General features: G+C 62.7%; 25 protein-coding genes. 14 read left to right on the top strand and 11 right to left on the bottom strand.

The genetic code is table 11. The features are described 5' to 3' along the window. Window positions 1–250: 250 nt before the first annotated feature. The gene (locus VSX56_RS10925) at window positions 251–496 is read left to right on the top strand and encodes a hypothetical protein (protein ID WP_339113196.1); all 246 of its coding nucleotides are present in this window, start codon (window positions 251–253) and stop codon (window positions 494–496) included. 181 nt (window positions 497–677) lie between these two features. Then, window positions 678–2,681: an acetyl-CoA carboxylase biotin carboxylase subunit gene (locus tag VSX56_RS10920; RefSeq protein ID WP_350937038.1), complete on the top strand. Its 2,004-nt coding sequence runs from the start codon at window positions 678–680 to the stop codon at window positions 2,679–2,681. 13 nt (window positions 2,682–2,694) lie between these two features. Here the strand turns inward: VSX56_RS10920 and VSX56_RS10915 are convergent, their stop codons facing one another. Further along, the gene (locus VSX56_RS10915; protein WP_339113194.1) at window positions 2,695–3,066 is read right to left on the bottom strand and encodes a DUF4174 domain-containing protein; all 372 of its coding nucleotides are present in this window, start codon (window positions 3,064–3,066) and stop codon (window positions 2,695–2,697) included. A gap of 385 nt (window positions 3,067–3,451) precedes the next feature. On the opposite strand from VSX56_RS10915, the gene VSX56_RS10910 reads away from it, so the two are divergent. Both VSX56_RS10910 and scpA read left to right on the top strand, forming a co-directional pair. After that, window positions 3,452–4,297 (top strand): hypothetical protein, encoded by an 846-nt coding sequence (locus VSX56_RS10910; protein ID WP_350937035.1) that lies wholly within the window; start codon window positions 3,452–3,454, stop codon window positions 4,295–4,297. Further along, the gene (scpA, locus tag VSX56_RS10905; RefSeq protein WP_350937033.1) at window positions 4,254–6,398 is read left to right on the top strand and encodes a methylmalonyl-CoA mutase; all 2,145 of its coding nucleotides are present in this window, start codon (window positions 4,254–4,256) and stop codon (window positions 6,396–6,398) included. The genes VSX56_RS10910 and scpA overlap by 44 nt, the downstream gene beginning before the upstream one ends. Here the strand turns inward: scpA and VSX56_RS10900 are convergent. Genes VSX56_RS10900 through gatC form a run of 4 tightly spaced genes read right to left on the bottom strand, consistent with a single transcriptional unit; the run spans window position 6,316 to window position 9,583 of the window. After that, window positions 6,316–7,098 (bottom strand): N-acetylmuramoyl-L-alanine amidase, encoded by a 783-nt coding sequence (locus VSX56_RS10900; protein ID WP_350937030.1) that lies wholly within the window; start codon window positions 7,096–7,098, stop codon window positions 6,316–6,318. The genes scpA and VSX56_RS10900 overlap by 83 nt on opposite strands. After that, window positions 7,098–7,808: a hypothetical protein gene (locus VSX56_RS10895; RefSeq protein ID WP_339113190.1), complete on the bottom strand. Its 711-nt coding sequence runs from the start codon at window positions 7,806–7,808 to the stop codon at window positions 7,098–7,100. The genes VSX56_RS10900 and VSX56_RS10895 overlap by 1 nt, the downstream gene beginning before the upstream one ends. A 12-nt stretch (window positions 7,809–7,820) precedes the next feature. Continuing rightward, on the bottom strand, window positions 7,821–9,299 hold the full coding sequence (gene gatA, locus VSX56_RS10890; protein ID WP_350937028.1) for an Asp-tRNA(Asn)/Glu-tRNA(Gln) amidotransferase subunit GatA: 1,479 nt from the start codon (window positions 9,297–9,299) through the stop codon (window positions 7,821–7,823). Beyond that, window positions 9,296–9,583: an Asp-tRNA(Asn)/Glu-tRNA(Gln) amidotransferase subunit GatC gene (gene gatC, locus VSX56_RS10885; protein WP_339113188.1), complete on the bottom strand. Its 288-nt coding sequence runs from the start codon at window positions 9,581–9,583 to the stop codon at window positions 9,296–9,298. The genes gatA and gatC overlap by 4 nt, the downstream gene beginning before the upstream one ends. A gap of 157 nt (window positions 9,584–9,740) precedes the next feature. Between gatC and VSX56_RS10880 the strand changes: the two genes are divergently transcribed. Further along, complete coding sequence (locus VSX56_RS10880; RefSeq protein ID WP_339113187.1) at window positions 9,741–10,433, top strand: metal-dependent hydrolase; 693 nt, start codon at window positions 9,741–9,743, stop codon at window positions 10,431–10,433. 83 nt (window positions 10,434–10,516) lie between these two features. Here VSX56_RS10880 and rpoH read toward each other — a convergent pair whose 3' ends face one another. Next, window positions 10,517–11,413, bottom strand: a complete 897-nt coding sequence (rpoH, locus tag VSX56_RS10875) for an RNA polymerase sigma factor RpoH (protein ID WP_339113186.1) — start codon at window positions 11,411–11,413, stop codon at window positions 10,517–10,519. 198 nt (window positions 11,414–11,611) lie between these two features. Next, entirely contained in the window at window positions 11,612–12,643 is a 1,032-nt protein-coding gene (locus VSX56_RS10870; RefSeq protein WP_350937024.1) for an RluA family pseudouridine synthase, read from the bottom strand. On the opposite strand from VSX56_RS10870, the gene VSX56_RS10865 reads away from it, so the two are divergent. Then, window positions 12,642–12,953: a DUF6476 family protein gene (locus tag VSX56_RS10865; protein ID WP_350937022.1), complete on the top strand. Its 312-nt coding sequence runs from the start codon at window positions 12,642–12,644 to the stop codon at window positions 12,951–12,953. The two genes, VSX56_RS10870 and VSX56_RS10865, sit on opposite strands and share 2 nt — an antisense overlap. Then, the gene (locus VSX56_RS10860; RefSeq protein ID WP_350937020.1) at window positions 12,950–13,369 is read left to right on the top strand and encodes an NUDIX hydrolase; all 420 of its coding nucleotides are present in this window, start codon (window positions 12,950–12,952) and stop codon (window positions 13,367–13,369) included. The genes VSX56_RS10865 and VSX56_RS10860 overlap by 4 nt, the downstream gene beginning before the upstream one ends. A gap of 58 nt (window positions 13,370–13,427) precedes the next feature. Here the strand turns inward: VSX56_RS10860 and VSX56_RS10855 are convergent, their stop codons facing one another. Beyond that, window positions 13,428–13,670, bottom strand: coding sequence for an accessory factor UbiK family protein (locus tag VSX56_RS10855; RefSeq protein WP_339113182.1), 243 nt, complete (start codon window positions 13,668–13,670; stop codon window positions 13,428–13,430). A gap of 237 nt (window positions 13,671–13,907) precedes the next feature. On the opposite strand from VSX56_RS10855, the gene lgt reads away from it, so the two are divergent. From lgt to pgeF, 3 genes are all read left to right on the top strand, one after another. Next, window positions 13,908–14,810: a prolipoprotein diacylglyceryl transferase gene (lgt, locus tag VSX56_RS10850; protein WP_339113181.1), complete on the top strand. Its 903-nt coding sequence runs from the start codon at window positions 13,908–13,910 to the stop codon at window positions 14,808–14,810. 50 nt (window positions 14,811–14,860) lie between these two features. Further along, window positions 14,861–15,886 (top strand): class I SAM-dependent methyltransferase, encoded by a 1,026-nt coding sequence (locus VSX56_RS10845; protein WP_339114530.1) that lies wholly within the window; start codon window positions 14,861–14,863, stop codon window positions 15,884–15,886. A 68-nt stretch (window positions 15,887–15,954) separates the two neighbouring features. Then, window positions 15,955–16,728: a peptidoglycan editing factor PgeF gene (gene pgeF / locus VSX56_RS10840; protein WP_339113180.1), complete on the top strand. Its 774-nt coding sequence runs from the start codon at window positions 15,955–15,957 to the stop codon at window positions 16,726–16,728. A gap of 50 nt (window positions 16,729–16,778) precedes the next feature. Here pgeF and VSX56_RS10835 read toward each other — a convergent pair whose 3' ends face one another. Beyond that, window positions 16,779–18,605, bottom strand: a complete 1,827-nt coding sequence (locus tag VSX56_RS10835; protein WP_350937017.1) for a M3 family oligoendopeptidase — start codon at window positions 18,603–18,605, stop codon at window positions 16,779–16,781. Window positions 18,606–18,995: 390 nt separating this feature from the next. Between VSX56_RS10835 and VSX56_RS10830 the strand changes: the two genes are divergently transcribed. The 4 genes from VSX56_RS10830 to VSX56_RS10815 all read left to right on the top strand — a co-directional run bounded on the left by VSX56_RS10830 (window position 18,996) and on the right by VSX56_RS10815 (window position 23,008). Continuing rightward, window positions 18,996–20,408 carry a circularly permuted type 2 ATP-grasp protein gene (locus VSX56_RS10830; RefSeq protein WP_339113179.1) on the top strand — a complete coding sequence of 471 codons (1,413 nt, stop codon included), beginning with the start codon at window positions 18,996–18,998 and terminating at the stop codon, window positions 20,406–20,408. Between the two features lie 64 nt (window positions 20,409–20,472). After that, window positions 20,473–21,429: an alpha-E domain-containing protein gene (locus VSX56_RS10825; protein WP_339113178.1), complete on the top strand. Its 957-nt coding sequence runs from the start codon at window positions 20,473–20,475 to the stop codon at window positions 21,427–21,429. Then, on the top strand, window positions 21,426–22,238 hold the full coding sequence (locus VSX56_RS10820) for a transglutaminase family protein (protein ID WP_339113177.1): 813 nt from the start codon (window positions 21,426–21,428) through the stop codon (window positions 22,236–22,238). The genes VSX56_RS10825 and VSX56_RS10820 overlap by 4 nt, the downstream gene beginning before the upstream one ends. 44 nt (window positions 22,239–22,282) lie before the next feature. Beyond that, a complete protein-coding gene (locus VSX56_RS10815; RefSeq protein WP_339113176.1) occupies window positions 22,283–23,008 on the top strand; it encodes a proteasome-type protease in 726 nt (241 codons plus the stop codon). On the opposite strand, the gene VSX56_RS10810 is transcribed toward VSX56_RS10815, so the two are convergent. Both VSX56_RS10810 and VSX56_RS10805 read right to left on the bottom strand, forming a co-directional pair. Beyond that, the gene (locus tag VSX56_RS10810) at window positions 23,005–23,943 is read right to left on the bottom strand and encodes an alpha/beta fold hydrolase (RefSeq protein WP_339113175.1); all 939 of its coding nucleotides are present in this window, start codon (window positions 23,941–23,943) and stop codon (window positions 23,005–23,007) included. The two genes, VSX56_RS10815 and VSX56_RS10810, sit on opposite strands and share 4 nt — an antisense overlap. Then, entirely contained in the window at window positions 23,940–24,236 is a 297-nt protein-coding gene (locus VSX56_RS10805; protein WP_339113174.1) for an SCP2 sterol-binding domain-containing protein, read from the bottom strand. The genes VSX56_RS10810 and VSX56_RS10805 overlap by 4 nt, the downstream gene beginning before the upstream one ends. Window positions 24,237–24,238: the final 2 nt, after the last annotated feature.

The raw sequence follows: 24,238 nt of genomic DNA, 5'->3' as shown, positions 1-24,238 counted from the left end.
TCGAGAGGAAACTCCCTGTTGGAACTTGCCGACCTGACCTCATGGTGCATCCTGCCCATGTCAGGTCGGATTTTTTCCGCGGCGTCAGCGTGTCTTCCTCCGGTTTTTCTAAGCGGATTTTTTCTCAGCTTCGGCAAGGCTTTGCCGAGGGGCGCGCGCTTGCGCGCAGCTGTGCACGAATCCGCTTTTCTTCTTCGTATTCCGCACTAGGTTCACATCGGAACACAGTTTTTCACGGAGTAGAAATCCTATGCGTAAATCGGCAATTCTCGTCGCGATCCTCGGCGCAACCGCAGCACTCGCAGGCTGCCAGTCGGGTAACGGTTATGGCAATGGCGGCTTCCTCAACAGCGATGGTGGCCGCGCGCTCGTGGGCGCAGGTGCAGGCGCGCTCGTTGCCGACGCGACCGACAATAACGTTGTTGCAGGTGCCGCACTTGGCGCGGGCGCAGGTGCGCTCTGCGACGACGCGGGTGTCTGCTCGCGCAGCTACTGAGTTTCGCGACACGGACGCTCGCCGTCCGTGCCGTAGGACTATTCGGGAAACGCCATCGGTGCCATGCGCTCCGGTGGCGTTTTTCGTGCCGGATGACAGAAGGAACAGAGTGGGATGGAGGGAAGGCCGCGGCTGACCTTCGGGCCCGCGGGCTTGCCTTCCCCCCGAGGGAGGAAAGCCGATGTTCAAGAAGATCCTGATTGCCAACCGTGGCGAGATCGCCTGTCGCGTGATGAAGACCGCACGCGAGATGGGCATCCAGACGGTGGCCGTCTATTCGGATGCCGATGCGCAGGCGTTGCATGTGCAAATGGCCGATGAGGCGGTGCATATCGGCCCGCCACCCGCCAACCAGTCCTATATCGTGATCGACAGGATCATGGAGGCGATCGCCAAGACCGGCGCCGAGGCCGTGCATCCGGGCTATGGCTTCCTGTCGGAGAACTCCAAGTTTGCCGAGGCACTGGAGGCGGCTGGCGTGGCCTTTATCGGCCCGCCGGTGAAGGCGATCGAGGCGATGGGCGACAAGATTACCTCGAAAAAGATCGCGCAGGAGGCGGGGGTCAATACGGTTCCGGGCTATATGGGACTGATCGGGGATGCCGAGGAGGCGGTGAGGATCTCGGAAGAGATCGGCTATCCGGTGATGATCAAGGCCTCTGCCGGTGGCGGTGGCAAGGGGATGCGGATCGCGTGGAACGCGCAGGAGGCCCGAGAGGGGTTCCAGTCCTCCAAGAACGAGGCGGCCAGTTCTTTCGGCGATGACCGGATCTTTATCGAGAAATTCGTCACCCAGCCGCGCCATATCGAGATCCAGGTGCTCTGTGATGCGCATGGCAATGGTATCTGGCTGAACGAGCGCGAGTGCTCGATCCAGCGGCGGAACCAGAAGGTGATCGAGGAGGCGCCCTCGCCCTTCCTCGATGCCGAGACCCGCAGGGCTATGGGCGAGCAATCCGTCGCTCTGGCCAAGGCGGTGGGCTATACTTCGGCTGGGACGGTCGAGTTTATTGTCGATGGTGACAAGAACTTCTATTTCCTCGAGATGAATACCCGCCTGCAGGTCGAACATCCGGTGACCGAGCTGATCACCGGTATCGATCTGGTCGAGCAGATGATCCGCGTGGCCAATGGCGAGCCTTTGTCGATCCGCCAAGATGATATGAAGATCAATGGCTGGGCGATGGAGAGCCGGCTTTATGCCGAGGATCCTTATCGCAACTTCCTGCCCTCTATCGGCCGGTTGACGCGGTACCGTCCGCCGGTTCAGGGGCAGACCGCCTCTGGCGGGATCGTGCGCAACGATACCGGCGTCTACGAGGGTGGCGAGATCTCGATGTTCTACGACCCGATGATCGCCAAGCTTTGCACATGGGGCCCGACCCGCGCCGATGCGATCGAGGAGATGCGCGTGGCGCTCGACCGGTTCGAGGTGGAAGGCATCGGGCATAACCTGCCGTTCTGCGCCGCCGTGATGGACCATGAGCGATTCATCTCGGGCAATATCACCACCGCCTTCATTGCCGAGGAATATCCCGAAGGGTTCGAGGGGGTGACGCTCGGGGCGGATATGCTCAAGCAGGTGGCGGCCTCGGTTGCGGCGATGGAGCGGGTCGCCGAGATCCGGCGCACGCGGATTTCCGGAACGCTGGGCAATCACGAGCGCAAGGTGGGCGATGACTGGGTGGTGACGCTTCAGGGCGAGACCTATCGCGTGACGATCCATGCCGATCGTGCGGGGGCCGATGTCGGCTTCGACGATGGCACCACGCTGCGTGTCAGCTCGGACTGGACGCCCGGGGACCAGCTGGCCGAGCTGCTGGTGGACGGGGCGCCTCTGGTGCTGAAGGTCGGCAAGGTCTCGATGGGCTATCGTATCCGGCTGCGTGGCGCGGATCTGAAGGTTCTGGTGCAGTCACCCCGCCAGCACGAGCTTTATCAGCTGATGCCCGAGAAGCTGCCGCCCGACACCTCGAAACTGCTTCTGTGCCCGATGCCTGGACTGGTCGTGAAGATCAATGTCGCGGCGGGCGACGAGGTGCAGGAAGGTCAGGCGCTGGCTACCGTCGAGGCGATGAAGATGGAGAACATCCTGCGCGCGGAGCGCCGCGGCGTGGTGAAATCGGTCAATGCCGAAGCGGGTGCCTCGCTGAAGGTGGATGACGTGATCATGGAGTTCGAATGAGCGCCACGGTCGATCATAGAATGCCTGCGAGGCGCGGGGGGCTCTCCGCGCTGAGGGCGCCGCGGCGGATCTCCTCGCGGCGCAGCGGCATCTTGTCGATCGACCGGATCACCTCGCGCCCCGTCCATGGCAGCGGCTTGCGCAGCGCCACTGTCCCGTCTTTGGCGAGGATCACCAGCGCGAACCCCGTGGGGCGCAGCTTGCGGCGGATCTCGCTGGGCGTGGCGGGGTCGGTATCGGTGATCACCACCACATCTCGGGCCGCAAGTTCTGGCCAGCGGTCTTCCAGCTCGGCGATCTGGTCGGCAAACGCGGGGTCTGCGGGGCTGTCGGCAAAGACCACGACGGGGCGTTTCTGCCAGACGAAATCATTCAAATTCGCCATATCTGCGGGAATCGGAGCGAAAGGGACTACTGGCTGGGCCTGCGCCAGACGTGGTTCATCCTTCGGTTGCGCCGGATCCTGCGCAAGAGCGCTGTGTATTGGAAAGGCAAGAAAAAATGCCGCTAACCAGAATGGTGCCATTGTCGTCATTCCGGCGACAGATTGTTTAGCGACCCGTCGGCCCCTGATTTCGTTATTAAAACTCAATTCAAATCCTCCCGTTAAGCAGTTTTCCAGAGATCGCGGCGCATACTCGGCCTCGGGGCCTGTCCCCGCGTGGAGTCGCGGCACATTGCCAGACGCGCTTTCTGGAAAGAGCTTTCTCTTGGACGTTATACTACATTTAGGGGTCCACCGCACGGCCACAACCTCGTTTCAGAACTGGATGCTTGCGAATTCGGGCATCCTGTCGCGTCAGGGGGTGGCTTTCTGGGGACCGGAGCGCACGCGGGCGGGGCTGTTCTCGGGCTTGATCAAGCGCGCCGATCTGGTCTCGGCGCAGGATATCCTCTCGGCGCGGCGCTCGACCACGCGGATCCGGATGGAGATCGACAGGATCGAGGATCAGGGCTTCCACACCTTGATCATCAGCGAGGAGAACCTCATCGGGTCGATCCCGCATTGCCTGAGCTACGGGATGCTCTACCCCGATGCGCGCGGACGACTGGAACGGGTGGCAATGGTGCTCGGCCCGCATCTGACGGGCGTCGCAATGGGGATCCGGCGCTATGATGCGTGGTGGGCCTCGATGCTGGCGGTCGAGCGGGTGCGTGGCGGCGAGGCGGCAACGCCCCAGCGGCTGCGGATGCTGGCGCAGAACGGGCGTGGCTGGCCCTGTGTGATCGATGCGGTCGAGGGCGCTTTCGGGGTGCGCCCTCAGGTCTGGACGCATGAGGCGATGGCGGGCCGTCACGAGATTCTTCTGCGACGGTTGGCGCCGAAACTCAGCCTGACGCCGGGCCTCACCGTTGCGGTTGAGCGCGCGAATGCCGCCGCCGCCGTTCAGGGGCAATTGGGCCGGGGCTATATGCCGTTCAGCATTATGCAGCGGGGTCAGATGACCGCGCGTTATCAGGCAGAGCTGGAAACCCTGCGCCGTGGTCGCAGGGATCTGGCAATCATGGAAACGGGAGGTGCCGCGCCGGGAGGATATTCGGCCATGCCTCTCACGGAGGAAGGATGGGTCGATGACCAGCAAAACCGAGGCCGACAAGCAAGCGGAATGGGCTGAACTCGCGGCGAAGGAGCTGCGCGGCAAGCCTCTGGACAGTCTCGACTGGGAGACGCTGGAGGGCATCCGTGTGAAGCCGCTCTATACGGCGGCCGATACTGAAGGGCTGGACCATCTGGGCACGATGCCCGGGATCGCGCCCTATACCCGCGGCCCCAAAGCTACGATGTATGCCGGCCGCCCATGGACGATCCGGCAATATGCGGGCTTCTCCACGGCCGAAGAATCCAACGCGTTCTATCGCCGTGCGCTGGCGGCCGGCCAGCAAGGTATCTCGGTGGCCTTCGATCTGGCGACCCACCGTGGCTATGACAGTGACCACCCCCGCGTGGTGGGTGATGTTGGCAAGGCCGGTGTGGCGATCGACTCGGTCGAGGACATGAAGATCCTGTTCGATGGCATTCCGCTGGATAAGGTCTCGGTCTCGATGACGATGAATGGCGCGGTCATCCCGATTCTGGCAAATTTCATCGTGGTGGGGCAGGAGCAGGGCCATGACAAGGACGTGCTTTCGGGCACGATCCAGAACGATATTCTCAAGGAATTCATGGTGCGGAATACCTATATCTATCCGCCCGAACCCTCGATGCGGATCATCGCGGATATTATCGAGTATACCGCGAACGAGATGCCGAAGTTCAATTCGATATCGATTTCCGGCTATCATATGCAGGAGGCAGGCGCGAATCTCGTGCAGGAGTTGGCCTATACGCTGGCCGACGGGCGCGAATATGTGCGCACGGCCATTGCCGCCGGTATGGATGTGGATAAATTCGCCGGTCGTTTGTCCTTCTTCTTCGCGATCGGGATGAATTTCTTCATGGAGGCGGCCAAGCTGCGCGCGGCCCGCACGCTCTGGTCGCGGATCATGGCGGAATTTTCGCCCCAGAACCCGCAATCGAGCATCCTGCGCACCCATTGCCAGACCTCGGGCGTGTCTTTGCAGGAGCAGGACCCCTATAACAACGTCATCCGCACCGCCTATGAGGCAATGGCAGCGGCCTTGGGCGGAACGCAATCGCTCCATACCAATGCGCTCGACGAGGCAATTGCGCTGCCTACCGATTTCTCGGCGCGGATCGCCCGCAATACCCAACTGATCTTGCAGGAAGAAACCGGCATCACCAATGTGATCGATCCGCTTGCGGGCAGCTATTATGTCGAGAGCCTGACGGCGAACCTGATCGAGGAGGCGTGGAAGCTGATCGAGGAGGTCGAGGAGATGGGCGGCATGACCAAGGCCGTGGCCTCGGGCATGCCCAAGCTGCGGATCGAGGAGACGGCGGCCAGACGTCAGGCGCTGATCGACCGTGGTCAGGATGTCATCGTGGGGGTCAACAAATACCGTCTGGCGCAGGAAGAGCCGATCGATATTCTCGATATCGACAACGTCAAGGTGCGCGAGAGCCAGATCGCGCGGCTGACACAGATGCGGGCGAGCCGCGACGAGGCGGCCTGTCAGGGGGCGCTGGACGAGCTGTCGCGCCGCGCCGCGGAGGGGGGAAACCTGCTCGAGGCGGCGGTCGAGGCCGCGCGGGCGCGGGCCTCGGTAGGGGAGATCTCGATGGCGATGGAGAAGGAATTCGGGCGTCACCGCGCCGAGGTGAAGACCCTCGCGGGGGTCTATGGTTCGGCCTATGAGGGGGATGAGGGCTTTACCCAGATCCAGCGTGATGTGGAGGCCTTTGCCGAGGCCGAGGGCCGCCGCCCGCGGATGCTGGTGGTGAAGATGGGGCAGGACGGTCATGACCGCGGTGCAAAGGTCATCGCCACGGCTTTCGCCGATATCGGCTTCGACGTGGATGTGGGGCCGCTGTTCCAGACGCCGGAAGAGGCGGCGCAGGATGCGGTGGATAATGACGTCCATGTGGTGGGGATCTCGTCGCAGGCAGCCGGTCACAAGACGCTTGCGCCCCAGCTGATCGAGGCGCTGAAAGCCAAGGATGCCGGGGACATCATCGTGATCTGCGGCGGCGTCATCCCGCAGCAGGATTATGACTTCCTGAAAAAGGCGGGGGTCAAGGCGATCTTCGGTCCGGGCACCAACATCCCGACCGCCGCCAAGGAGATCCTGCAGATCCTCGAGGCGCAGCGCGGCTAGGGGCGCCGCGCTGGCAGGCTCGCCACTGGTCGCCATCCTGCCCGTAATCGCGGGCGAGGGCGGCGATCAGGCCCATATCGGTGCTGTCGAGCGGTCCGTCATGGAAGGGGCGGAAACGCAGACGGACAGCAGGCAGGATACGATCGTGATCGGGCGAGGTATAGCCGAAGAGCTGCGCCAGCGTCAGGAATTGCGCCATATCCGGTGCCAGACCGTCTACCGGTTGCGAGGGCATGACCGCCAGCCCCTGTCGGGCCAGACGTGCCCAGTCAAATCGCGGACCCGGGTCAAATTTGCGGGCGGGTGCCATGTCGGAATGGGCGATCACATTCTGCGGCGGGATCTGCCATTGGCGCAAGATACGGGCCAGCAGCCCTTCGAGCGCCGCCATCTGTGTATGGGAAAACGGCCGTGTACCGGGATTGTCGAGCTCGATCCCGATGGAGCGGGAGTTCAGATCGCTACAGTCGCCCCAGTGTCCGACACCGGCATGCCATGCGCGGCGCGCCTCGTCGACCAGCTGCATCATCGTGCCATCATTGCCGATGAGCCAATGGGCGGAGACCTCGGCTGCCGGATCGCACAGGCGCTCCCGGGCCGAGGCCATGTCTTTCATGGCTGTGAAATGCAGGACGACATGGTCAGGGCGCGCACCTTCCCGTCGCTCTCCATGGTTGGGCGAGGGGAAGGGCTCTGTCATCAGTTACGGGCGGCCTGGAACGGGCGCGGATCCCAGCCACAGGCGAAACCGTCGCCATCGGGATCCAGATTGCCCGGATCCTTCTCGGGACCGCCATTGGCCAGGAAGGCGATCTGCGCCTTGTCGGGCGAGACATATTTCGCGCAGGCCTTTGTCGTGGAATTGAACTTGATCCCGCCGCGCGTATAGACCGACTGGCCCGGCTGGTTATTGACCGAGAGCGCATAGGCGGCAAGGTTGGGGCCGCCGGAGCCCGATGCTGCACTATAGGTGTCGCCCGCGGTCTTCTGTGCGGGGGCAGGGGCGGTGAACGTGTCCTCTGCGCGCTCGGCCGCTGTTGCGGTGCTCGAATAGGGCGAGGAGGCAGGGGCGTAATCGGTGACCTGCTGCCCGCCCGATTGCGGGGCCGTCGCGTTGAGGGCCGCCAGCGTGTCGGCCCCCAGTTGTGCGTTGGGGTCATTGGCGGGGGCGGCCGCCGCAGCGGTCGTGCCCATGGCCGACATCGGCTGACCCGATGCCGCGGTGGTCGTGGAACCGGCGGTGCTGCCCTGAAGCTGCGACTCGCGCTGCGCCAGATAATCGCGATAGCTTTCATTGCCCCCGATGGCGGGTGCGCCCACACCGGCGGCCGAATTCGGCACGCTCGGCTGGCAGGCGGCAAGCGCCAGCACGGAGAGGGTCAGTGAAAGTCCAAGAACTGGCGCGCGCATGCGGTTACTCCATTACCACCATTGGTTCGGCTTGGCATTGAAGCCTGCCGCACGTTCGAGCACAAGAGCATGGTTGAGCAGCTCGCCCTCTTCCCACGGACGGCCGATCAGCTGCAGGCCGAGCGGAAGCCCCTGTTTATCAAGGCCAACCGGCACCGAAACGCCCGGCAGACCGGCAAGGTTGAGGGTGACCGTGAACACGTCATTGAGATACATCTTGACCGGATCGGCATCCTTCATCTCGCCGATGGCGAAGGCCGAGGAGGGTGTGGTCGGCGCGAGGATGGCGTCGATCCCTGCGGCGAAGGCTTGCTCGAAATCGCGCTTGATCAGCGCGCGCACCTTGCGGGCGCGGTTGTAATAGGCGTCATAGAAGCCAGCCGAGAGCACATAGGTGCCGATCATGATGCGGCGCTGCACCTCGGGGCCGAAGCCCTCGGCGCGGGTCTTGGCATACATGTCGTCGATGCCGTCCCCCTTGCCCAATGTCGCGCGGTGGCCATAGCGCACCCCGTCATAGCGCGCGAGGTTGGACGAGGCTTCTGCCGGCGCGATGACGTAATAGGCGGGCAGGGCGTATTTGGAATGCGGCAGCGAGATATCCACGATCTCGGCGCCGGCATCGCGCAGCATCGCCATACCGTTATCCCAGAGCGCCGCGATCTCTTCGGGCATGCCGTCGAGGCGGTATTCGCGCGGGATGCCGATTTTCTTACCACGGATATCGCCAGTCAGGGCTGCTTCGAAATCCGGCACCGCGATTTCGGTCGAGGTCGAATCCTTGGGGTCATGCGAGCACATCGCCTGCAGCATGATCGCCGCATCGCGCACGTCCTTGGTCATCGGGCCCGCCTGATCGAGCGAAGAGGCATAGGCCACAACACCCCAGCGCGAGCAGCGGCCATAGGTCGGCTTGATGCCGGTGATGCCGGTGAAGGCCGCAGGCTGGCGGATCGAGCCGCCGGTATCGGTGCCGGTCGCCGCCAGGCAGAGGTCTGCCGCCACGGCCGCCGCCGAGCCACCCGAGGAGCCACCCGGCGTGCGGGCTTTGTCATCGACCTTCCACGGGTTGATCGCGGGGCCGTAGCAGGCGGTCTCGTTGGACGAGCCCATCGCGAATTCATCCATCGAGAGCTTGCCCAGCATGACCGCGCCCGCATCCCAAAGGTTCTGGGTGACGGTGGATTCATATTCGGGCTTGAAGCCTTTGAGGATGTTCGAGCCTGCCTGCGTGGGCACGCCCTTGACCGCGAAGAGATCCTTAATCCCCAGCGGGATGCCGCACATGGCAGGCGCATCGCCTGACTTGAGGCGGGCATCGGCGGCCTTGGCCATATCCAGCGCCATCTCGGGGGTCTTGGCCGACCATGCATTGAGCGCATCCGCGCCCTCGATAGCCTTCAGGCAGCTTTCGGTCAGCTCGACAGAGGTCGTCTCGCCCTTGCGCAGCGCGTCACGGGCTTCGGAGATTTTCAGCGTATTGAGGGTCATTCCACCACCTTCGGCACGGCAAAGAAGCCCTCGCGGGCATCGGGGGCGTTCTTGAGGATCTTGTCCTGATAATTGCCATCGGTCACCTCGTCGACGCGGCGCTTGAGGCGCTGCGGGCTGACGGAGGTCATGGGCTCGACGCCCTCGACGTCCACCTCGGTGAGCTGCTCCATGAGGTTGAGCATGTTGGAAAGATCCGAGGCCAGCTCGGGCAGATTGTCTTCGGCCACTTTGATGCGGGCCAGATGCGCCACCTTGCGGGCGGTATCGATGTCGATGGACATATGTTTCTCCGCTGGATTTGGCACGGGTTTAGCGGCAAGACCCCGCGCGTTCAAGGAGAAGCGGTCACGATCGGGCGCTTGCTCTTCCCTTTCTCGCCCTGCCGCCTACAGTCTGGGAGGAAATCTTCCTGATGACCCATGAAAAGGAGAGAAAACCATGAAACTCACATGGCTCGGCCATTCCGGCTTCCGTCTCGAGATCGAGGGCGCGACCCTGCTGATCGACCCTTGGCTTGCGGGCAATCCGACCTTCCCCGAAAGCAGTCGCGCCGAGGCCATCTCGGGGGCGACCCATATCCTTCTGAGCCACGGCCATGGGGACCATTCCGCCGATACCGTGGCCATCGCGCGCGAGCTGGGCATTCCGGTGGTGTGCATTGCCGATATTGCGAGCTACTGGGCCGAGGCCGAGGGGATCGAGACGATGGGCTTCAACAAGGGCGGCACCGTCGATCTGGGCGGCGCCAAGGTCACCATGGTCAATGCGTCGCATTCCTCGAGCATGGATGGCCCGAACGGCCCGATCTATACCGGCACCGAATCGGGCTTCATGATCAAGGGCGAGGGGCGCTGCATCTATTTCTCGGGCGACACCGACATCATGGCCGATATGGCCTGGATGGGCGAATACCACGCCCCCGATATCGGTATTCTCTGCGCGGGCGGCCATTTTACGATGGATATGAAAGCGGCCACTTGGGCGGCCAGGAAATACTTCGATTTCAAGACGGTGATCCCGTGCCATTACAAGACCTTCCCGCTTCTGGAGCAATCGGCGGAAGAAATGGTCAAGGGCCTGCCGGGGGTGGATGTGATCGAGCCCGAAGTGCTTAAGCCCATCGAACTCTAATACAAAAGCCGCGGCAGGGGACTGCCGCGGCTTAATGAAAGCCCCGTGCCGGATCAGGCCGGATCAGGCCGGATCAGGCCGGATCAGGCGGGAATGCTCATACCCTTTTCGGCGGCCAGTTCGCGCATGCGCTTTTGCAGCTTCTCGAAAGCGCGCACCTCGATCTGGCGGATACGTTCCCGCGAGACGTCGTATTTCGCGGAGAGATCCTCGAGCGTCACCGGATCCTCGCGCAGTCGGCGCTCCATGAGAATATCCTTCTCGCGGTCGTTGAGCACATCCATGGCGCCCATCAGCATCTCGCGGCGCGTGTTCAGCTCGTCGCTCTCCGCATAGGCCTCGGCCTGATCGGCATCCTCGTCCTCGAGCCAGTCCTGCCATTGCGCGGCCCCCTCTTCCGAGGCGCCGACCTGTGCATTGAGCGAGGCATCCGAGCCCGACAGACGCCGGTTCATCGAGATAACCTCATCCTCGGTCACATTCAGGTCATGGGCGATCTGGGCCACATTCTCGGGCCGCATATCGCCATCCTCATAGGCACCAATACGGGACTTGGCCTTGCGCAGGTTGAAGAACAGCTTCTTCTGCGCCGAGGTCGTGCCCAGCTTCACCAGCGACCACGAACGCAGGATATATTCCTGAATGGCCGCGCGGATCCACCACATTGCATAGGTGGCAAGGCGGAAGCCCTTCTCGGGATCGAAGCGCTTCACGGCCTGCATCAGGCCCACATTCGCCTCCGAGATCACCTCGGCCTGCGGCAGACCATAGCCGCGATAGCCCATCGCGATCTTGGCGGCCAGACGCAGGTGTGAAGTGACCATCCTGTGCGCGGATTCCGCGTCCTGATGATCGACCCAGCGTTTGGCCAGCATATATTCTTCTTCGGGCTCCAGCAGGGGGAATTTGCGGATTTCCTGAAGATAGCGGTTCAGCCCCTGTTCAGGGCTTGGGGCTGGAAGGTTGGTATAACTCGACATGTGAACCCCTTTCTTTCCGTCTTGACGGCCCGATATGGGAAGGCGGGCCATCTGTTACAAGATGTCGTTTCAGAAACCTTAACGCGTAAAGGCGGCGATGGGTCCGAAATGACCTTTGGCTGGGGAATAGAAAAGAACATGCGCCCGCCGCTTGCAAGCGAAAGGCGCATCATGTGACGTTTAAGTGAACCAATCGGTTCAGATTGAAACATTTCCGCGGAGCGCGGTCAGTAGCTGTTCCATGTCGCCGGGCAGCGGCGAAGAAAATTCCAGCTCCTCGCCCGTCACCGGATGGACAAAGCCCAAGGTGGCGGCATGCAGCGCCTGACGCGGGAAATCCGCCGCCGCATCGATGGCTGCCTCGCCCAGCGATTTCGGCAGCTTGCGCCGCCCGCCATAAACCGGATCGCCGATCAGCCCGTGGCCCGCATGCGCCATATGCACACGGATCTGGTGGGTGCGCCCCGTCTCGAGCCAGCAATCGATCAGCGCGGCAACGCCCTGCAGGTCCTCGACCGTGCGTGCCCGCGTTACCGCATGGCGCCCGCCGTCAAAGCATACAGCCTGTTTCTGGCGGTCGGTTTTGTGGCGCGCGAGCTGGGAGGTGATCTTGAGCACGCCGCCCTGTTCGAAATTCACACCCTTGGTACCGCGCAGACGCGGATCGGCTGCCGAGGGCACCCCGTGACACACGGCCATATAGTGGCGGTGCACCGTGTGTTTCTCGAACTGTTTGGCCAGCCCGTGATGGGCGGCATCGGATTTGGCCACCACCAGAAGCCCCGAGGTCTCCTTGTCGATCCGGTGCACGATACCCGGGCGCTTCTCGCCGCCGATCCCCGACAGATTGCCACCGAAATGGTGCAAAAGCGCATTGACCAGCGTGCCATCGGGCGTGCCGGGGGCGGGGTGGACCACCATGCCGGCGGGCTTGTTGATGACGATCAGATCGTCATCTTCCCACAAGATCTCCAGATCGATCTTCTGCGCCACGGTCTCGACCTCGCGCGAGGCCTCCACGGTGATCTCGTAGACCTCGCCTGCCGCGACCTTGGTCTTCTGTTCGGTCACCGCCACGCCCTCGCGGGTGACCGCGCCATCGGCGATCAGTTTCGCCAACCGCGAGCGCGAGAGGTTTTCTTCTTCTGGCACAAGTGCGCTCAAAGCCTTATCAAGACGGTCGGCAGGGGGCTCTTCCCCGATTTCGATGCGAAGGATACGCTGTTCCATGTCCGATCCGATCTCCGATCCCGACGCGCCCTTGCCAGAGCTGCGCTTTCTCAAATGGCTGGTGACAGCCCTTGCCGTCACCATGATTGCGGGCCTTCTAACCATCGTGACGCTGCTTGTCATCCGCTTCAATCAACCGAGCGAGAATAAGCTGACCCTGCCAGAGACGATTTCACTGCCCGAAGGGACCAAGGCGGCCTCGGTCACGATGCAGCCCGACCGGATCATCGTAGTGACCGAGGATGGTCGTGTTCTGGTCTATTCGGTATCGGGGCGCCTCACCGGCCAGACGCGGCTGAGCGCCCCATGACCGAGCCGCGGCTGGGCGTTCTCGCGGTCTGTCTCACCCAGACCCATGCGCTTCTGGTGCGCCGCCGTAACCCGCCCGATGCGGGGCTCTGGGGGTTTCCGGGCGGGAAGGTCGATTGGGGCGAGACGGTGGCTCAGGCAGCAACGCGCGAGCTTCGGGAGGAAACCGGCGTTGTGGCGCGGGCAGGGTCGCAAATCGATGCGGGTGATTTCATCACGCGGGACGCGGCGGGCGCGGTGGCATGGCATTACTATCTGGTGGCGATCGCCTGCCATGCCGACGACCCGCAGCCTGTGGCGGGCGATGATGCGATGGAGGCGCGGATGGTGCCTTTTGCCGAGATCGAGGCCGGTGCATTGGCGATGAGTGCGGGCGTGAGCACGCTTTTGCAAAAGGCGCGGGCCGCACGGGGATGAAACACGGCCAAGAAAAAGGGGGCACATGGCCCCCTTTTTGACTCATGCAGCGCGTGGCTCAGCCCTTGGTTTCGAGCGCGTCCAGACGGGCTTTGAGTGCCTCGTTCTCCTCACGGGCCTTGGTGGCCATCGCTTTGACAGCATCGAATTCCTCACGGGTCACGAAGTCGCGTTCGGCCAGCCAGCGGTCCATCCACGATTTCATCGCCGTCTCGGCCTCGGTGCGGGCGCCTTGAGCAACACCCATTGCATTGGTCATCAGCTTGGACATCTCGTCAAAGAGTTTGTTGGGCGCGGTCATGATCTCTTCCCATCCTCGGGCTAGGGCTTTCAGTTGCCTCATATATGAGGGTTTGCACCCCCGCTGACAAGTCCCGAGCGCGGCGCCGCAGTGCGGCCCGCTCCCTGACAAGCCAGTGCGGGCCGCCAGATTGCCGCCTCCACGGCTTGACTTCCGGTGGCGGGGAAGGCTTTCTCCGGCCATCGCGCGACAACGATTTCACGGCCCCGTTCGCGGCCCTTCCAAGGAGACAGCCCGATGCTGCCACTGGCGATTGCATTTCCGCAGATCGACCCGAATGCCTTTGTCATACCGGTGCTGGATCTGCCTATCCGCTGGTATGCGCTGGCCTATATCGCGGGGCTGTTGGCGGGGTGGTTCATCATCATGCGTCTGATGAAGGCGCCAACCCTCTGGGGCGGTCAGGCGCCGATGCCCGCCAAACAGGTGGAAGACCTGCTGACATGGGTGATCGTGGGGGTCATTCTCGGTGGACGGCTGGGCTTTGTGCTGTTTTACGAACCCGCATGGTATCTGAGCCACCCGCTTGAAATCGTGATGGTGTGGAAGGGGGGTATGTCCTTCCATGGCGGGTTCCTCGGCACCGTGATCGCGGTCTGGTTCTATTGTCGCCGCCATAACCTGCCAGTCTGGTCGGTGGGGGATGCCGCCGCGGTGGTGGCACCGATCGGGCTTCTGTTGGGCCGGATCGCCAATTTCATCAAGCCCGAACTCTGGGGGCATCCGACCGATGTGCCATGGGGCGTGATCTTTCCGGGGGAGGCCGCGCAGACCTGTCTGGGGATCGCGGGACAGGTGGACGGCATGTGCGCCCGTCACCCCTCGCAGCTTTATGAAGGCGGCCTTGAAGGGATCGTGCTGGGGCTGCTTCTGTGGGTGCTGGTCTCGCGCGGGCTGTTGCGCCGTCCGGGGGCGGCCTTTGGCATCTTCCTGATGGGCTATGGCCTTTCGCGTGCCTTTGTCGAACTGTTCCGTCAGGCCGATCCGCAATTCGTGACCGCCACCAACCCGATGGGCTATGTGGTGCAACTGGGCCAGTTCGGTCTGTCGATGGGGCAGGTCCTGTCGCTGCCGATGATCATCATCGGGCTCGCAATCCTGATACGGGCGCTGCGCAGGCCCAAGGTGGGGACTGCGTGAGCGGGGATCTGAAATCGCGGCTGCTTGCGGCGATCCGTGCGGATGGTCCGATGCGGCTCGATCACTATATGGCGGCCTGTCTTCTGGACCCGCAGGCGGGCTATTACGCGACCCGTGATCCTTTCGGGCAGGCGGGCGATTTCATTACCGCGCCCGAGATCAGTCAGCTTTTTGGCGAGATGCTGGGCCTGTGTCTGGCGCAGGTCTGGATGGATCAGGGGGCGCCTGCGTGTTTCACGCTGGCCGAGGCGGGACCGGGACGCGGCACACTGATGGCCGATATCCTGCGGGTTCTGGCCCGTGTGCCGGGGATGCTGGAGGCCGCCGATATCCATCTGGTCGAGGCCTCACCCACCCTGCGCGAGGTGCAGGCGAAAACGCTCGAGCACCATCAGGTGACGTGGTGCGAGAGGGTCGAAGACCTTCCCGAAACGGCGCCTCTCTTTTTCGTGGCCAATGAATTCATCGATGCCCTGCCGATCCGGCAGTTTACGCGCACCGAGACGGGCTGGGCCGAGACGCAGGTCGGGGCCGAGGACGATACCCTGCGCGCGGGGCTTTCGCCCGCGACCCGCCTTGCGCTGCTCGAGCCGCGTTTTGCCCTGACCCGTCCGGGCGATATCGTCGAGATCTGTCCGCAGGCCGTGCCCGTGGTCGAGGCGGTGGCCGCGCGGGTGCGGCATGGCGGCATGGCGATCTTTGTCGATTACGGCGGCTGGCGTAGTTTGGGCGATACATTTCAAGCGCTTGAGAAGCATGAGCCGGTTGATCCCTTCGCCTGTCCGGGTCAGGCGGATCTGACCGCGCATGTGGATTTCGAGCCTCTGGCACAGGCGGCCGTTGCGGCAGGTTTGGCGGTCAGCGAGATGACGGCGCAGGGCGTGCTGCTGGAACGTCTCGGCATCACCCAGCGGGCACAGGCATTGGCGGGGAAGCTGAGTGACGCGGCGCTCGAGGACCATATTGCCGCGCATCGCCGCTTGACCCACCCCTCTGAAATGGGTCAGCTGTTCAAGGCGCTTGCCTTTGTCCCGCAGGGCGCGCCGATGCCGCCGGGATTTGCGCCCGCCGGATGATCTGCCGGTAAAGCCTGCCGCCCGAGGGCGGGGTTTGTATGTCCGAGTTCCAATAGAAGCTGAAGAAGATGACAGATACGATGGCCACCACGCTCGAAATCCTGACGTCCCCATTGCTGCGCCCCGTCCGGCATGGCTTCTTTACCCGAAAGGGCGGGGCGTCCTCGGGGATTTTCTCGGGGCTCAATTGTGGAGTGGCCTCGAGCGATCTGAGTTCGGCGGTCGAGGTCAACCGTGCGCGTGTGGCCGAGGCAATGGAGGCCGAGCCCGCCCAGCTCGCCTCGATGCGGCAGGTCCATTCGGCACTGGCTGCCGTGGTTGAAGATCCCGCGCAGCCCGCACCGGAAGCTGACGGGCTGGTGACAAAAACGCCCGGTGTGGTGCTGTCGGTGTTGACGGCGGATTGCCAGCCTGTGCTGTTTTCCGACCCCGAGGCCGGCGTGATCGGCGCCGCCCATGCGGGTTGGAAAGGCGCTTTGGGCGGGGTGCTGGAGGCGACCGTAGAGGCGATGGAGACCCTTGGCGCCGAGCGCGGACGCATCTGCGCGGTGATCGGGCCCTGCATCAGTCAGGCGGCCTATGAGGTGGGCGAGGAGTTCATGGAGACCTTCCTGATGAAAGATCCTGCCTATAGCCGCTTCTTCGCCGGTGGTCCCAATGGCCGCCCGATGTTCGATCTGCCGTCCTTCGGGCTTCAGCGGCTGCGCGACGCGGGCGTGGGGCAGGCCGAATGGATCGGGCGCTGCACCTATGCCGAGCCGGACCGCTTCTATTCCTTCCGCCGCACCACCCATGCCAAAGAGGCCGATTACGGGCGGCTTATCTCGACGATCCGCCTGTAACCGTTTGCAGGCTCAAAGAAAAAGCCGCCCCTTGGGGCGGCTTTTGAGTTTCAGGCTTCTTCCATCGCTTCCAGCTCGTCGATGAAGCCCGCGATCATCGACAGGCCCTTGTCCCAGAAGGCAGGGTCCGAGGCGTCGAGGCCGAAGGGGGCCAGCAGCTCCTTGTGATGTTTCGAGCCGCCCGCCTTGAGCATGTCGAAATATTTCTCCTGGAAGCCGTCAAGCCCGCCCTCATAGGTGGCGTAAAGCGCGTTCACCAGCCCGTCGCCAAAGGCATAGGCATAAACATAGAAGGGCGAGTGGACGAAATGGGGGATATAGGTCCAGAAGGTCTCGTATCCGTCCATGAACTCGAAAGCCGGACCGAGCGACTCGCCCTGCACCGACATCCACAGCGCGTTGATCTGGTCGGGCGTCATCTCGCCCTCGCGCCGCGCGGCGTGGAGCTTGCACTCGAAATCGTAGAAGGCGATCTGGCGCACGACCGTGTTGATCATGTCCTCGACCTTGCCAGCCAGCAGCACTTTGCGCTCGGCAGGCGTTTTGGCCTTTTCGAGCATCTTGCGGAAGGTCAGCATCTCGCCGAAGACCGAGGCCGTCTCGGCCAATGTGAGCGGCGTCGAGGCCAGCATCTCGCCCTGACCGGCGGCCAGACATTGGTGCACGCCATGGCCCAGCTCATGCGCCAGCGTCATCACATCGCGCGGTTTGCCGAGGTAGTTGAGCATCACATAGGGGTGGACGGTGGTCACCGTCGGATGCGCGAACGCCCCCGGAGCCTTGCCCGGTTTGACGCCGGCATCAATCCAGCCGCGCTCGAAGAAGGGCTTGGCGAGCTCGGCCATGCGCGGATCGAAGGCGCCGTAGGCCTCATCGACAATCGCGCGGGCCTCGGACCATTGCACATCGCGCGGAGCCTCGATCGGCAAGGGCGCGTTACGGTCCCAGACCTGCAGTTTGTCGAGGCCCATCCATTTGGCCTTGAGCGCGTAATAACGGTGCGAGAGCTTGGGATAGGCGGACACAACCGCGTTACGCAGCGCCTCGACGACCTCGGGTTCGACATGGTTGGAGAGATGACGCGCAGCCTGGGCCGACGGCATCTTGCGCCAGCGGTCCTCGATCTCCTTCTCTTTGGCCAGTGTGTTGTGCACACGGGCGAAGAGCTTGATATTGGCGCCGAATACGCGGGCCAACTCGCGCGCGGCCGCCTCGCGGGTGGCGCGATCATGATCGGCCAGAAGCGTGGTGGTCGATTCGAGGTTCAGCGCCTCACCATTCACCGTGAATTCCAGCGCGGCGGTGGTCTCGTCAAACAGGCGGTTCCACGCAGCCGATCCCACAACCGACTGGTCATGCAGGAATTTCTCCAGCTCGTCCGAGAGCTGATAGGGTTTCATCGCCCGCATACGGTCAAAAACCGGCTTATAGCGCGCGGCGCCGGCATCGGCGAATTGTGCCTTGTAGGTCTCGTCCTCGATGCGGTTGAACTCGAGGCTGAAGAACACCAGAGGCGTGGTGTAGGCGGTGATCTTGTCCTGCGCGTCCGACATCATCTTGGCGCGGTCGGGATCGACCGTGTTCTGGTAATAGCGTAGGCCGACATAGGACATGATACGTCCGGCAGTGGTCTCGATCTCTTCGTAGCGGCGGATACACTCGGCCATTTCCGCGCCCGAAAGTGCGGCCAGTTTGCCCTCATAATCGGCGGCGAAACTCGCGCAGTCCTTTTCGACCTTGGCCATATCGGCGGCATATTCGGGGCTATCCGGTGCGGGATAGAGGTCGCTCAGGTCCCATTCGGGCAGGGCGCCGAACTTGCCGGTCCCTGCGGTGGCATTCGCATCCATGACGGGGGTTTTGAGATGAAGTGTCATCATGTCCTCTTTTCCGTGTCTCCCAAGAGATAGGCTGCATGGGCAGCGAGGGGAAGGGGCAGCGGCGGGACATCGGGGAATTGACCACAATGTCATACTTCCTACAATTTTTTATGCGCCGCGCTTGCCATTCTGCGGAAATGCCCAAATTATTATATTCATAACGATCAAAAAATAAGTGCAAGATGTCGAGTTTTGCGCTGGGGAGTGTGCGATGTTGCTTCGGCGATGGGCGTCGGGGGGAACCCGGAGGGATTGCTTAAATTATAAGCATAGGTCTAATTTTACGACATTTTTCAAAGCAGAAAGACGGCCGCAGGGACTGGTTCGCTTCCCCTTGGTGAATGCGTTGCCTAATCTTCCCTTAAGAGGTGAAGGAGTCGAGGCGCAATGATCCAACATTTCAATGAGATGTATGATGGAGGCTCGGTGCGAGAGCCCTATGCGCGGCTAGAGGGATGGACCAATTCCATGCCTGCCGAGTTGCGCCAGATGAAGCAGGCCGAAGCCGAGCAGCTCTTCCGCCGCATCGGCATTACCTTCGCCGTTTATGGTGAAGGCGGCGACCCCGACCGGCTGATCCCTTTCGATATGTTCCCGCGTGTCTTTACGCAGAAGGAATGGCGCAAGCTGGAGGCCGGCATCAAGCAGCGCGCCCGTGCGCTGAACGCCTTTCTCAAGGATGTCTATAACAAGGCCGAGATCGTGAAGGCGGGCAAGATCCCTGCCAAGCTTGTCTATCAGAACGAGGCCTTCGAGCGCGCGGTGATGGGCTTCACACCCGCCATGGGGATCTACAGCCATATCGTGGGCATCGATCTAGTGCGCACCGGCCCCGAGGATTTCTACGTTCTGGAGGATAACTGCCGCACGCCCTCGGGGGTCAGCTACATGCTGGAGAACCGCGAGATCATGATGCGGATGTTCCCCAAGCTGTTCCACGAGAACCGGATCGAGCCGGTCGATGGCTATGCCGAGGCGCTCAGGCGCACGCTGGCCTCCGTGGCGCCTGCCAAATGCGACAAGGACCCGACCATCGCGATCCTGACGCCCGGCCATTACAATTCGGCCTATTACGAGCATAGCTTCCTTGCCGATCTGATGGGGGTCGAACTGGTCGAGGGGCCCGATCTCTTCTGCGAGGGCGGGTTCGTGTGGATGCGCACGACCGAGGGCCCCAAGAAGGTAGATGTAATCTACCGCCGGATCGATGATGCTTTCCTTGATCCGCTCTGCTTCCGTCCCGATTCCATGCTGGGCGTGCCCGGCCTGATGGATTGCTACCGTTCGGGCGGTGTCAGTATCTGCTCGGCGCCCGGTGCAGGTGTGGCCGATGACAAGGCGGTCTACACATTCGTGCCCGAGATGATCCGCTTCTATCTGGGCGAGGAGCCGATCCTGCAGAACGTGCCCACATGGCAATGCGCCAAAACGGACGATCTGAAATATGTGCTCTCCAACCTGCCGGAACTGGTGGTCAAAGAGGTCCATGGCTCGGGCGGCTACGGCATGCTGGTCGGCCCGAAATCCACGAAGGAGCAGATCGAGATCTTCCGTCGCAAGATCGAGGAAGATCCCGAGAATTACATTGCCCAGCCGACGCTGGCGCTCTCGACGACGCCGACCTTTGTCAACGAGGGCGTGGCTCCGCGCCATGTGGATCTGCGGCCCTACTGTCTGGTGGGTGAGAAGATTGAACTTGTTCCCGGAGGTCTGACGCGCGTTGCGCTGACCGAAGGCTCTTTGGTGGTGAATTCCTCGCAAGGCGGGGGCGTTAAAGACACTTGGGTTCTGGCGGAATGAGGGGGAAGCCATGCCGAGAGACAATTACGCCGGAATTGCCACCCGTTTCGAGAGGAGAGGTGGCATGCTGAGCCGGACCGCCGAAAACCTGTTCTGGATTGCCCGCTATATCGAGCGGGCGGAGACCATGGCCCGCCTGTTGGAAGTGGGCGCGCGGATCACCATGATCCCGCAGGCCAATGGCGATGGCTATCGCAGCGAGTGGGAGAGCCTTTTACAGGCCTCGGGCACCGCTGACGGCTTTGCCGATAAATATGGCGATCCGGTGCAGCGCAATATCGAGAGCTATATGTTCTTCGATCGTGACAACCCGTCTTCCGTGATTTCCTGTATCGAGCGGGCCCGCGAAAATGCGCGGATCGTGCGCACCGCGATCTCGGGCCAGCTCTGGGACGTGCTGAACATGGCCTTTCAGGAGTTGCGCCAGCTTGAACGCCGACCGCGCTCCGAGCTGGAACTGACCGACCTGACCGAATGGGTCTCGCGCCAGTCGACCATGGTGCGTGGGGCCATCGATTCGACGCTTCTGCATAATGACGGCTACCATTTCCTCAATATCGGTTTCGCGCTGGAGCGGGCCGATAACACCGCGCGGCTTCTGGATGTGAAATATTACGTTCTGCTGCCGTCGCTCGATTTTGTGGGATCTGAGCTCGATAGTTATCAGTGGCACACACTGCTGCGCACGCTGCAGGCGCATCGCGCCTTCCATTTCGCCTATGGCGGCGAGCTGACGGCGCGCAAGATCGCGCATTTCCTGATCCTCAATCCGCAGAGCCCGCGCTCGCTGATCACGGCCGCCGAGAAGGTGACCTACCATCTGGAATGCCTTGCCCGCGACTACCGCAAATCGGGGCTGCCGCAGATGCGGGCCCGCGCGCTTCTGGGCGAGCTGCAGAAAGCCGAGGTCGAGGATATTTTCGACGAGGGGCTGCACGAGTTCCTGACCCGCTTCATCGGCGAGGTCTCCGGCCTGACCTCGACCGTGTTCGAGACCTATCTATCGGGTGAGGCAAGATGATCCTGACCGTCAACCATGTAACGATTTACGATTACGATGCGCCCATGCGCAGCTCCGTTCAGTCGCTCAGGCTCTTTGCCTCGCGCCATGACGGGCAGCGGGTCATCGACTGGGATGTGGCCGTGCAGGGGGGCGTCCTTGGCGGCGCCTTCCGTGACGGGGCGGGTGACAGGATCGAGGGCTGGTCCGTGCGCGGGCCTCTCGAGCAGCTGCGCATCACCGTGCGGGGCCGTGTCGAGACGGCCGATACGGCGGGCATGCTGCGCGGCCATCGCGAAACGATCAACCCTCTGGCCTATCTGCGCGAGACCGCTCTGACCCATGACGACGGCACGCTCTCGGCGCTGGCCGCCAAGGGCGTGACGGGCAAGGAAGAGCCTCTGGAGCAGGCGCACCGCCTATGCCGTCTGACGGCCGACGAGGTCGAATACCAGTCCGGCGAGACCGAGGCCAGAACCACCGCCTCCGAGGCGCTGTATCGCAAGAAGGGCGTATGTCAGGATCAGGCGCATGTGCTGATCACCATGGCGCGCGCGCTGGATGTGCCCGCGCGCTATGTGACGGGCTATCTCTTTGGCGAGGGTGAGGGCGAGCGCGACGAGGCCAGCCACGCATGGGCCGAGCTGTTTGTGGAGAATTACGGCTGGGTCGGGTTCGATCCGGCCAATCGCTGCTGTCCGGATGCGCGCTATATTCGTATCGGTTCGGGGCTTGACGCGCAGGATGCGGCACCGATCCGCGGGATTGCACAGGGTATGGGCGAGGAGCGCATGAAGGTTTCCGTTGCTCTGGAAAGCGTCCAGCAATAAATCGGCGATGTAATGAGTGCTCAACGAATCGCCCGAGGATAAGAATGACCTATTGCGTCGGACTGTTGCTGGATGCCGGAATGGTATTGTTGTCCGATACGCGGACCAATGCCGGATTGGATAACATCTCGACCTATAAGAAGATGTTCACCTTCGAGGCGAAGGGCGAACGGGTCATAACGGTCATGACGGCGGGCTCGCTGTCGGTCACCCAGACCACGATCGCCCAGCTGCGCGAAGCGATCGAAGACCCCGAGGCCACCGCCGAGACCTCGATCATGCTGGCGCCCACCATGCTGAAAGTTGCCGAGATCATCGGGGCGACGCTGGCGCGGGTGCGCAGCTCGATCAATGCCAAGATGGAAATGAGCCAGGTGTCGACCTCGGCGTCGATGATCGTGGCAGGGCAGCGTCAGAACGGCGCGATGCGGATGTTCCTCGTCTATCCCGAGGGCAATTTTATCGAGGCGACGGAGGACACGCCGTTCCTGCAGATCGGCGAGCATAAATACGGCAAGCCGATCCTCGACCGTGTGGTGCAGAAAACCACACCGCTGGAAGATGCCAAGAAGGCGGTTCTGCTGTCGATGGATTCGACCCTGCGCTCGAATCTGTCGGTGGGGATGCCGCTTGATCTTGCCGTTATCCGCGATGGCGATCTCGCGGTGAGCGAGACTACCCGTATCGAGGCACAGGACCCGCAGTTCATGGCCATGTCGCAGGCATGGTCGGATGTGCTGCGTGACGGATTTTCCGAGATCAAGATCTAAAGGGCTTTCCCGAACGCCCCGACACAGCCGTCAAAGAACCGCTTGCGCCGCTCGGGCGTATCCATCATGACCTCGTGCTCGGCCCCGTCGATCCAGTCGAGCGTGCCCTTGCGCCAGCCACGCATGCGGTGATCGACCGCAGCGATATCGATGACGCGCTCGTCGGTGCCGACCGAACAGTAGCAATGCAGATCGGGCGAGGGGCGTTGGGCCAGACGGTCGCATTCCAGCACGCCTTCCGCCGCCCAGCCAAGGGTCGGTCCTCCCAGGGACAGTTCGGGCACGCGGGCGGCATGCTCGACCAAAAACGCCCACATGTCGCGGTCCTTGGTCAGTAGGTTATCCTCGAATTCCGTGTTCAGCACATAGCAGGCAGGTCCCATTCCGGGAGGGAATAGGCCGGTGATCCTGAGCTGGCGGATCAGATTGGCGAGCGGTTTGCGGATCAGCGCCACGGGTGGCGGGAGTTTGATGCCGAACATCGGCCCCGAGAAGGCGCAGGCCGCGAAGGGGCTGCCATCGAGCAACCGGCGCAGCGCGATGGTGCCGCCCATCGAATGTCCGACCACGAACCAGGGGCGCGGCAGGTCCAGCGCATGCGCGGCCTCGAGAACCTCGTCGAGATCGGTCTGGAAGGCGTCGAAATGCGTCACATGGCCCTTCATCCGGTTGTCCAGTGCGCGGTCGGCCAGCCCCTGTCCGCGCCAGTCCACGGTCAGCATGGCAAAGCCGCGCGCCTCGAAATCACCTGCGGCAGGTCCGTATTTTTCGATATATTCGGTCCGGCCGGGCAACAGGAAAACGGTGCCGCGCGGATGCTGCGGGCCGCGCCACAGGCCGAGCCGGATGCGCACTCCGTCCGCCGTCTCCAGCCAGAAGGCTTGTCCGCCTTCGGGCCCGCGGGCCAGATCGGCATGGAAGGGGGCGGGGATCATTTCGCTAAGGCCTGCCCCAGCTGCATCGCCAGCCCCATCGGTCCGTCGAGCTTCAGCTTGCCGGTCATATAGGCGCTCATCGGGTTCACGGTGCCGCCCAGCAGGCCTTCGAACGTGTCACGCGTGGCGCTCAGCGTCACCTCGGACGGCGTGTCGATCCCGCCTGCGCGCACGCCATTCGGGTCCACAATGATCGCGCCTTCGTCATGGATCACGAATTTCGCGACCTGTGGAAACCCTTCGGGAAGACGCTTTTCAAGGGCTTCGACGGCGGCGGCAATGACTTTACTCATAG

The organism is Thioclava kandeliae (assembly GCF_040297545.1).
Taxonomy (GTDB): domain Bacteria; phylum Pseudomonadota; class Alphaproteobacteria; order Rhodobacterales; family Rhodobacteraceae; genus Thioclava; species Thioclava kandeliae.
Note: the sequence above shows the minus strand (reverse complement) of the source record. Positions and strands in the feature narration are given on the sequence as shown.

Coding starts and splice junctions, on each gene's coding strand:
- VSX56_RS10810 (WP_339113175.1), bottom strand. CDS start 23,943: ATGATCCCCGCCCCCTTCCATGCCGATCTGGCCCGCGGGCCCGAAGGC.
- VSX56_RS10870 (WP_350937024.1), bottom strand. CDS start 12,643: ATGGAACAGCGTATCCTTCGCATCGAAATCGGGGAAGAGCCCCCTGCC.
- VSX56_RS10835 (WP_350937017.1), bottom strand. CDS start 18,605: ATGACACTTCATCTCAAAACCCCCGTCATGGATGCGAATGCCACCGCA.
- gatA (WP_350937028.1), bottom strand. CDS start 9,299: ATGACCCTCAATACGCTGAAAATCTCCGAAGCCCGTGACGCGCTGCGC.
- rpoH (WP_339113186.1), bottom strand. CDS start 11,413: ATGTCGAGTTATACCAACCTTCCAGCCCCAAGCCCTGAACAGGGGCTG.
- VSX56_RS10895 (WP_339113190.1), bottom strand. CDS start 7,808: ATGCGCGCGCCAGTTCTTGGACTTTCACTGACCCTCTCCGTGCTGGCG.
- VSX56_RS10805 (WP_339113174.1), bottom strand. CDS start 24,236: ATGAGTAAAGTCATTGCCGCCGCCGTCGAAGCCCTTGAAAAGCGTCTT.
- VSX56_RS10830 (WP_339113179.1), top strand. CDS start 18,996: ATGATCCAACATTTCAATGAGATGTATGATGGAGGCTCGGTGCGAGAG.
- VSX56_RS10845 (WP_339114530.1), top strand. CDS start 14,861: ATGCGGCTCGATCACTATATGGCGGCCTGTCTTCTGGACCCGCAGGCG.
- VSX56_RS10880 (WP_339113187.1), top strand. CDS start 9,741: ATGAAACTCACATGGCTCGGCCATTCCGGCTTCCGTCTCGAGATCGAG.
- VSX56_RS10855 (WP_339113182.1), bottom strand. CDS start 13,670: ATGACCGCGCCCAACAAACTCTTTGACGAGATGTCCAAGCTGATGACC.
- lgt (WP_339113181.1), top strand. CDS start 13,908: ATGCTGCCACTGGCGATTGCATTTCCGCAGATCGACCCGAATGCCTTT.
- scpA (WP_350937033.1), top strand. CDS start 4,254: ATGACCAGCAAAACCGAGGCCGACAAGCAAGCGGAATGGGCTGAACTC.
- VSX56_RS10860 (WP_350937020.1), top strand. CDS start 12,950: ATGACCGAGCCGCGGCTGGGCGTTCTCGCGGTCTGTCTCACCCAGACC.
- VSX56_RS10865 (WP_350937022.1), top strand. CDS start 12,642: ATGTCCGATCCGATCTCCGATCCCGACGCGCCCTTGCCAGAGCTGCGC.
- VSX56_RS10920 (WP_350937038.1), top strand. CDS start 678: ATGTTCAAGAAGATCCTGATTGCCAACCGTGGCGAGATCGCCTGTCGC.
- pgeF (WP_339113180.1), top strand. CDS start 15,955: ATGACAGATACGATGGCCACCACGCTCGAAATCCTGACGTCCCCATTG.
- VSX56_RS10925 (WP_339113196.1), top strand. CDS start 251: ATGCGTAAATCGGCAATTCTCGTCGCGATCCTCGGCGCAACCGCAGCA.
- VSX56_RS10900 (WP_350937030.1), bottom strand. CDS start 7,098: ATGACAGAGCCCTTCCCCTCGCCCAACCATGGAGAGCGACGGGAAGGT.
- VSX56_RS10820 (WP_339113177.1), top strand. CDS start 21,426: ATGATCCTGACCGTCAACCATGTAACGATTTACGATTACGATGCGCCC.
- gatC (WP_339113188.1), bottom strand. CDS start 9,583: ATGTCCATCGACATCGATACCGCCCGCAAGGTGGCGCATCTGGCCCGC.
- VSX56_RS10815 (WP_339113176.1), top strand. CDS start 22,283: ATGACCTATTGCGTCGGACTGTTGCTGGATGCCGGAATGGTATTGTTG.
- VSX56_RS10915 (WP_339113194.1), bottom strand. CDS start 3,066: ATGGCGAATTTGAATGATTTCGTCTGGCAGAAACGCCCCGTCGTGGTC.
- VSX56_RS10910 (WP_350937035.1), top strand. CDS start 3,452: ATGCTTGCGAATTCGGGCATCCTGTCGCGTCAGGGGGTGGCTTTCTGG.
- VSX56_RS10825 (WP_339113178.1), top strand. CDS start 20,473: ATGCTGAGCCGGACCGCCGAAAACCTGTTCTGGATTGCCCGCTATATC.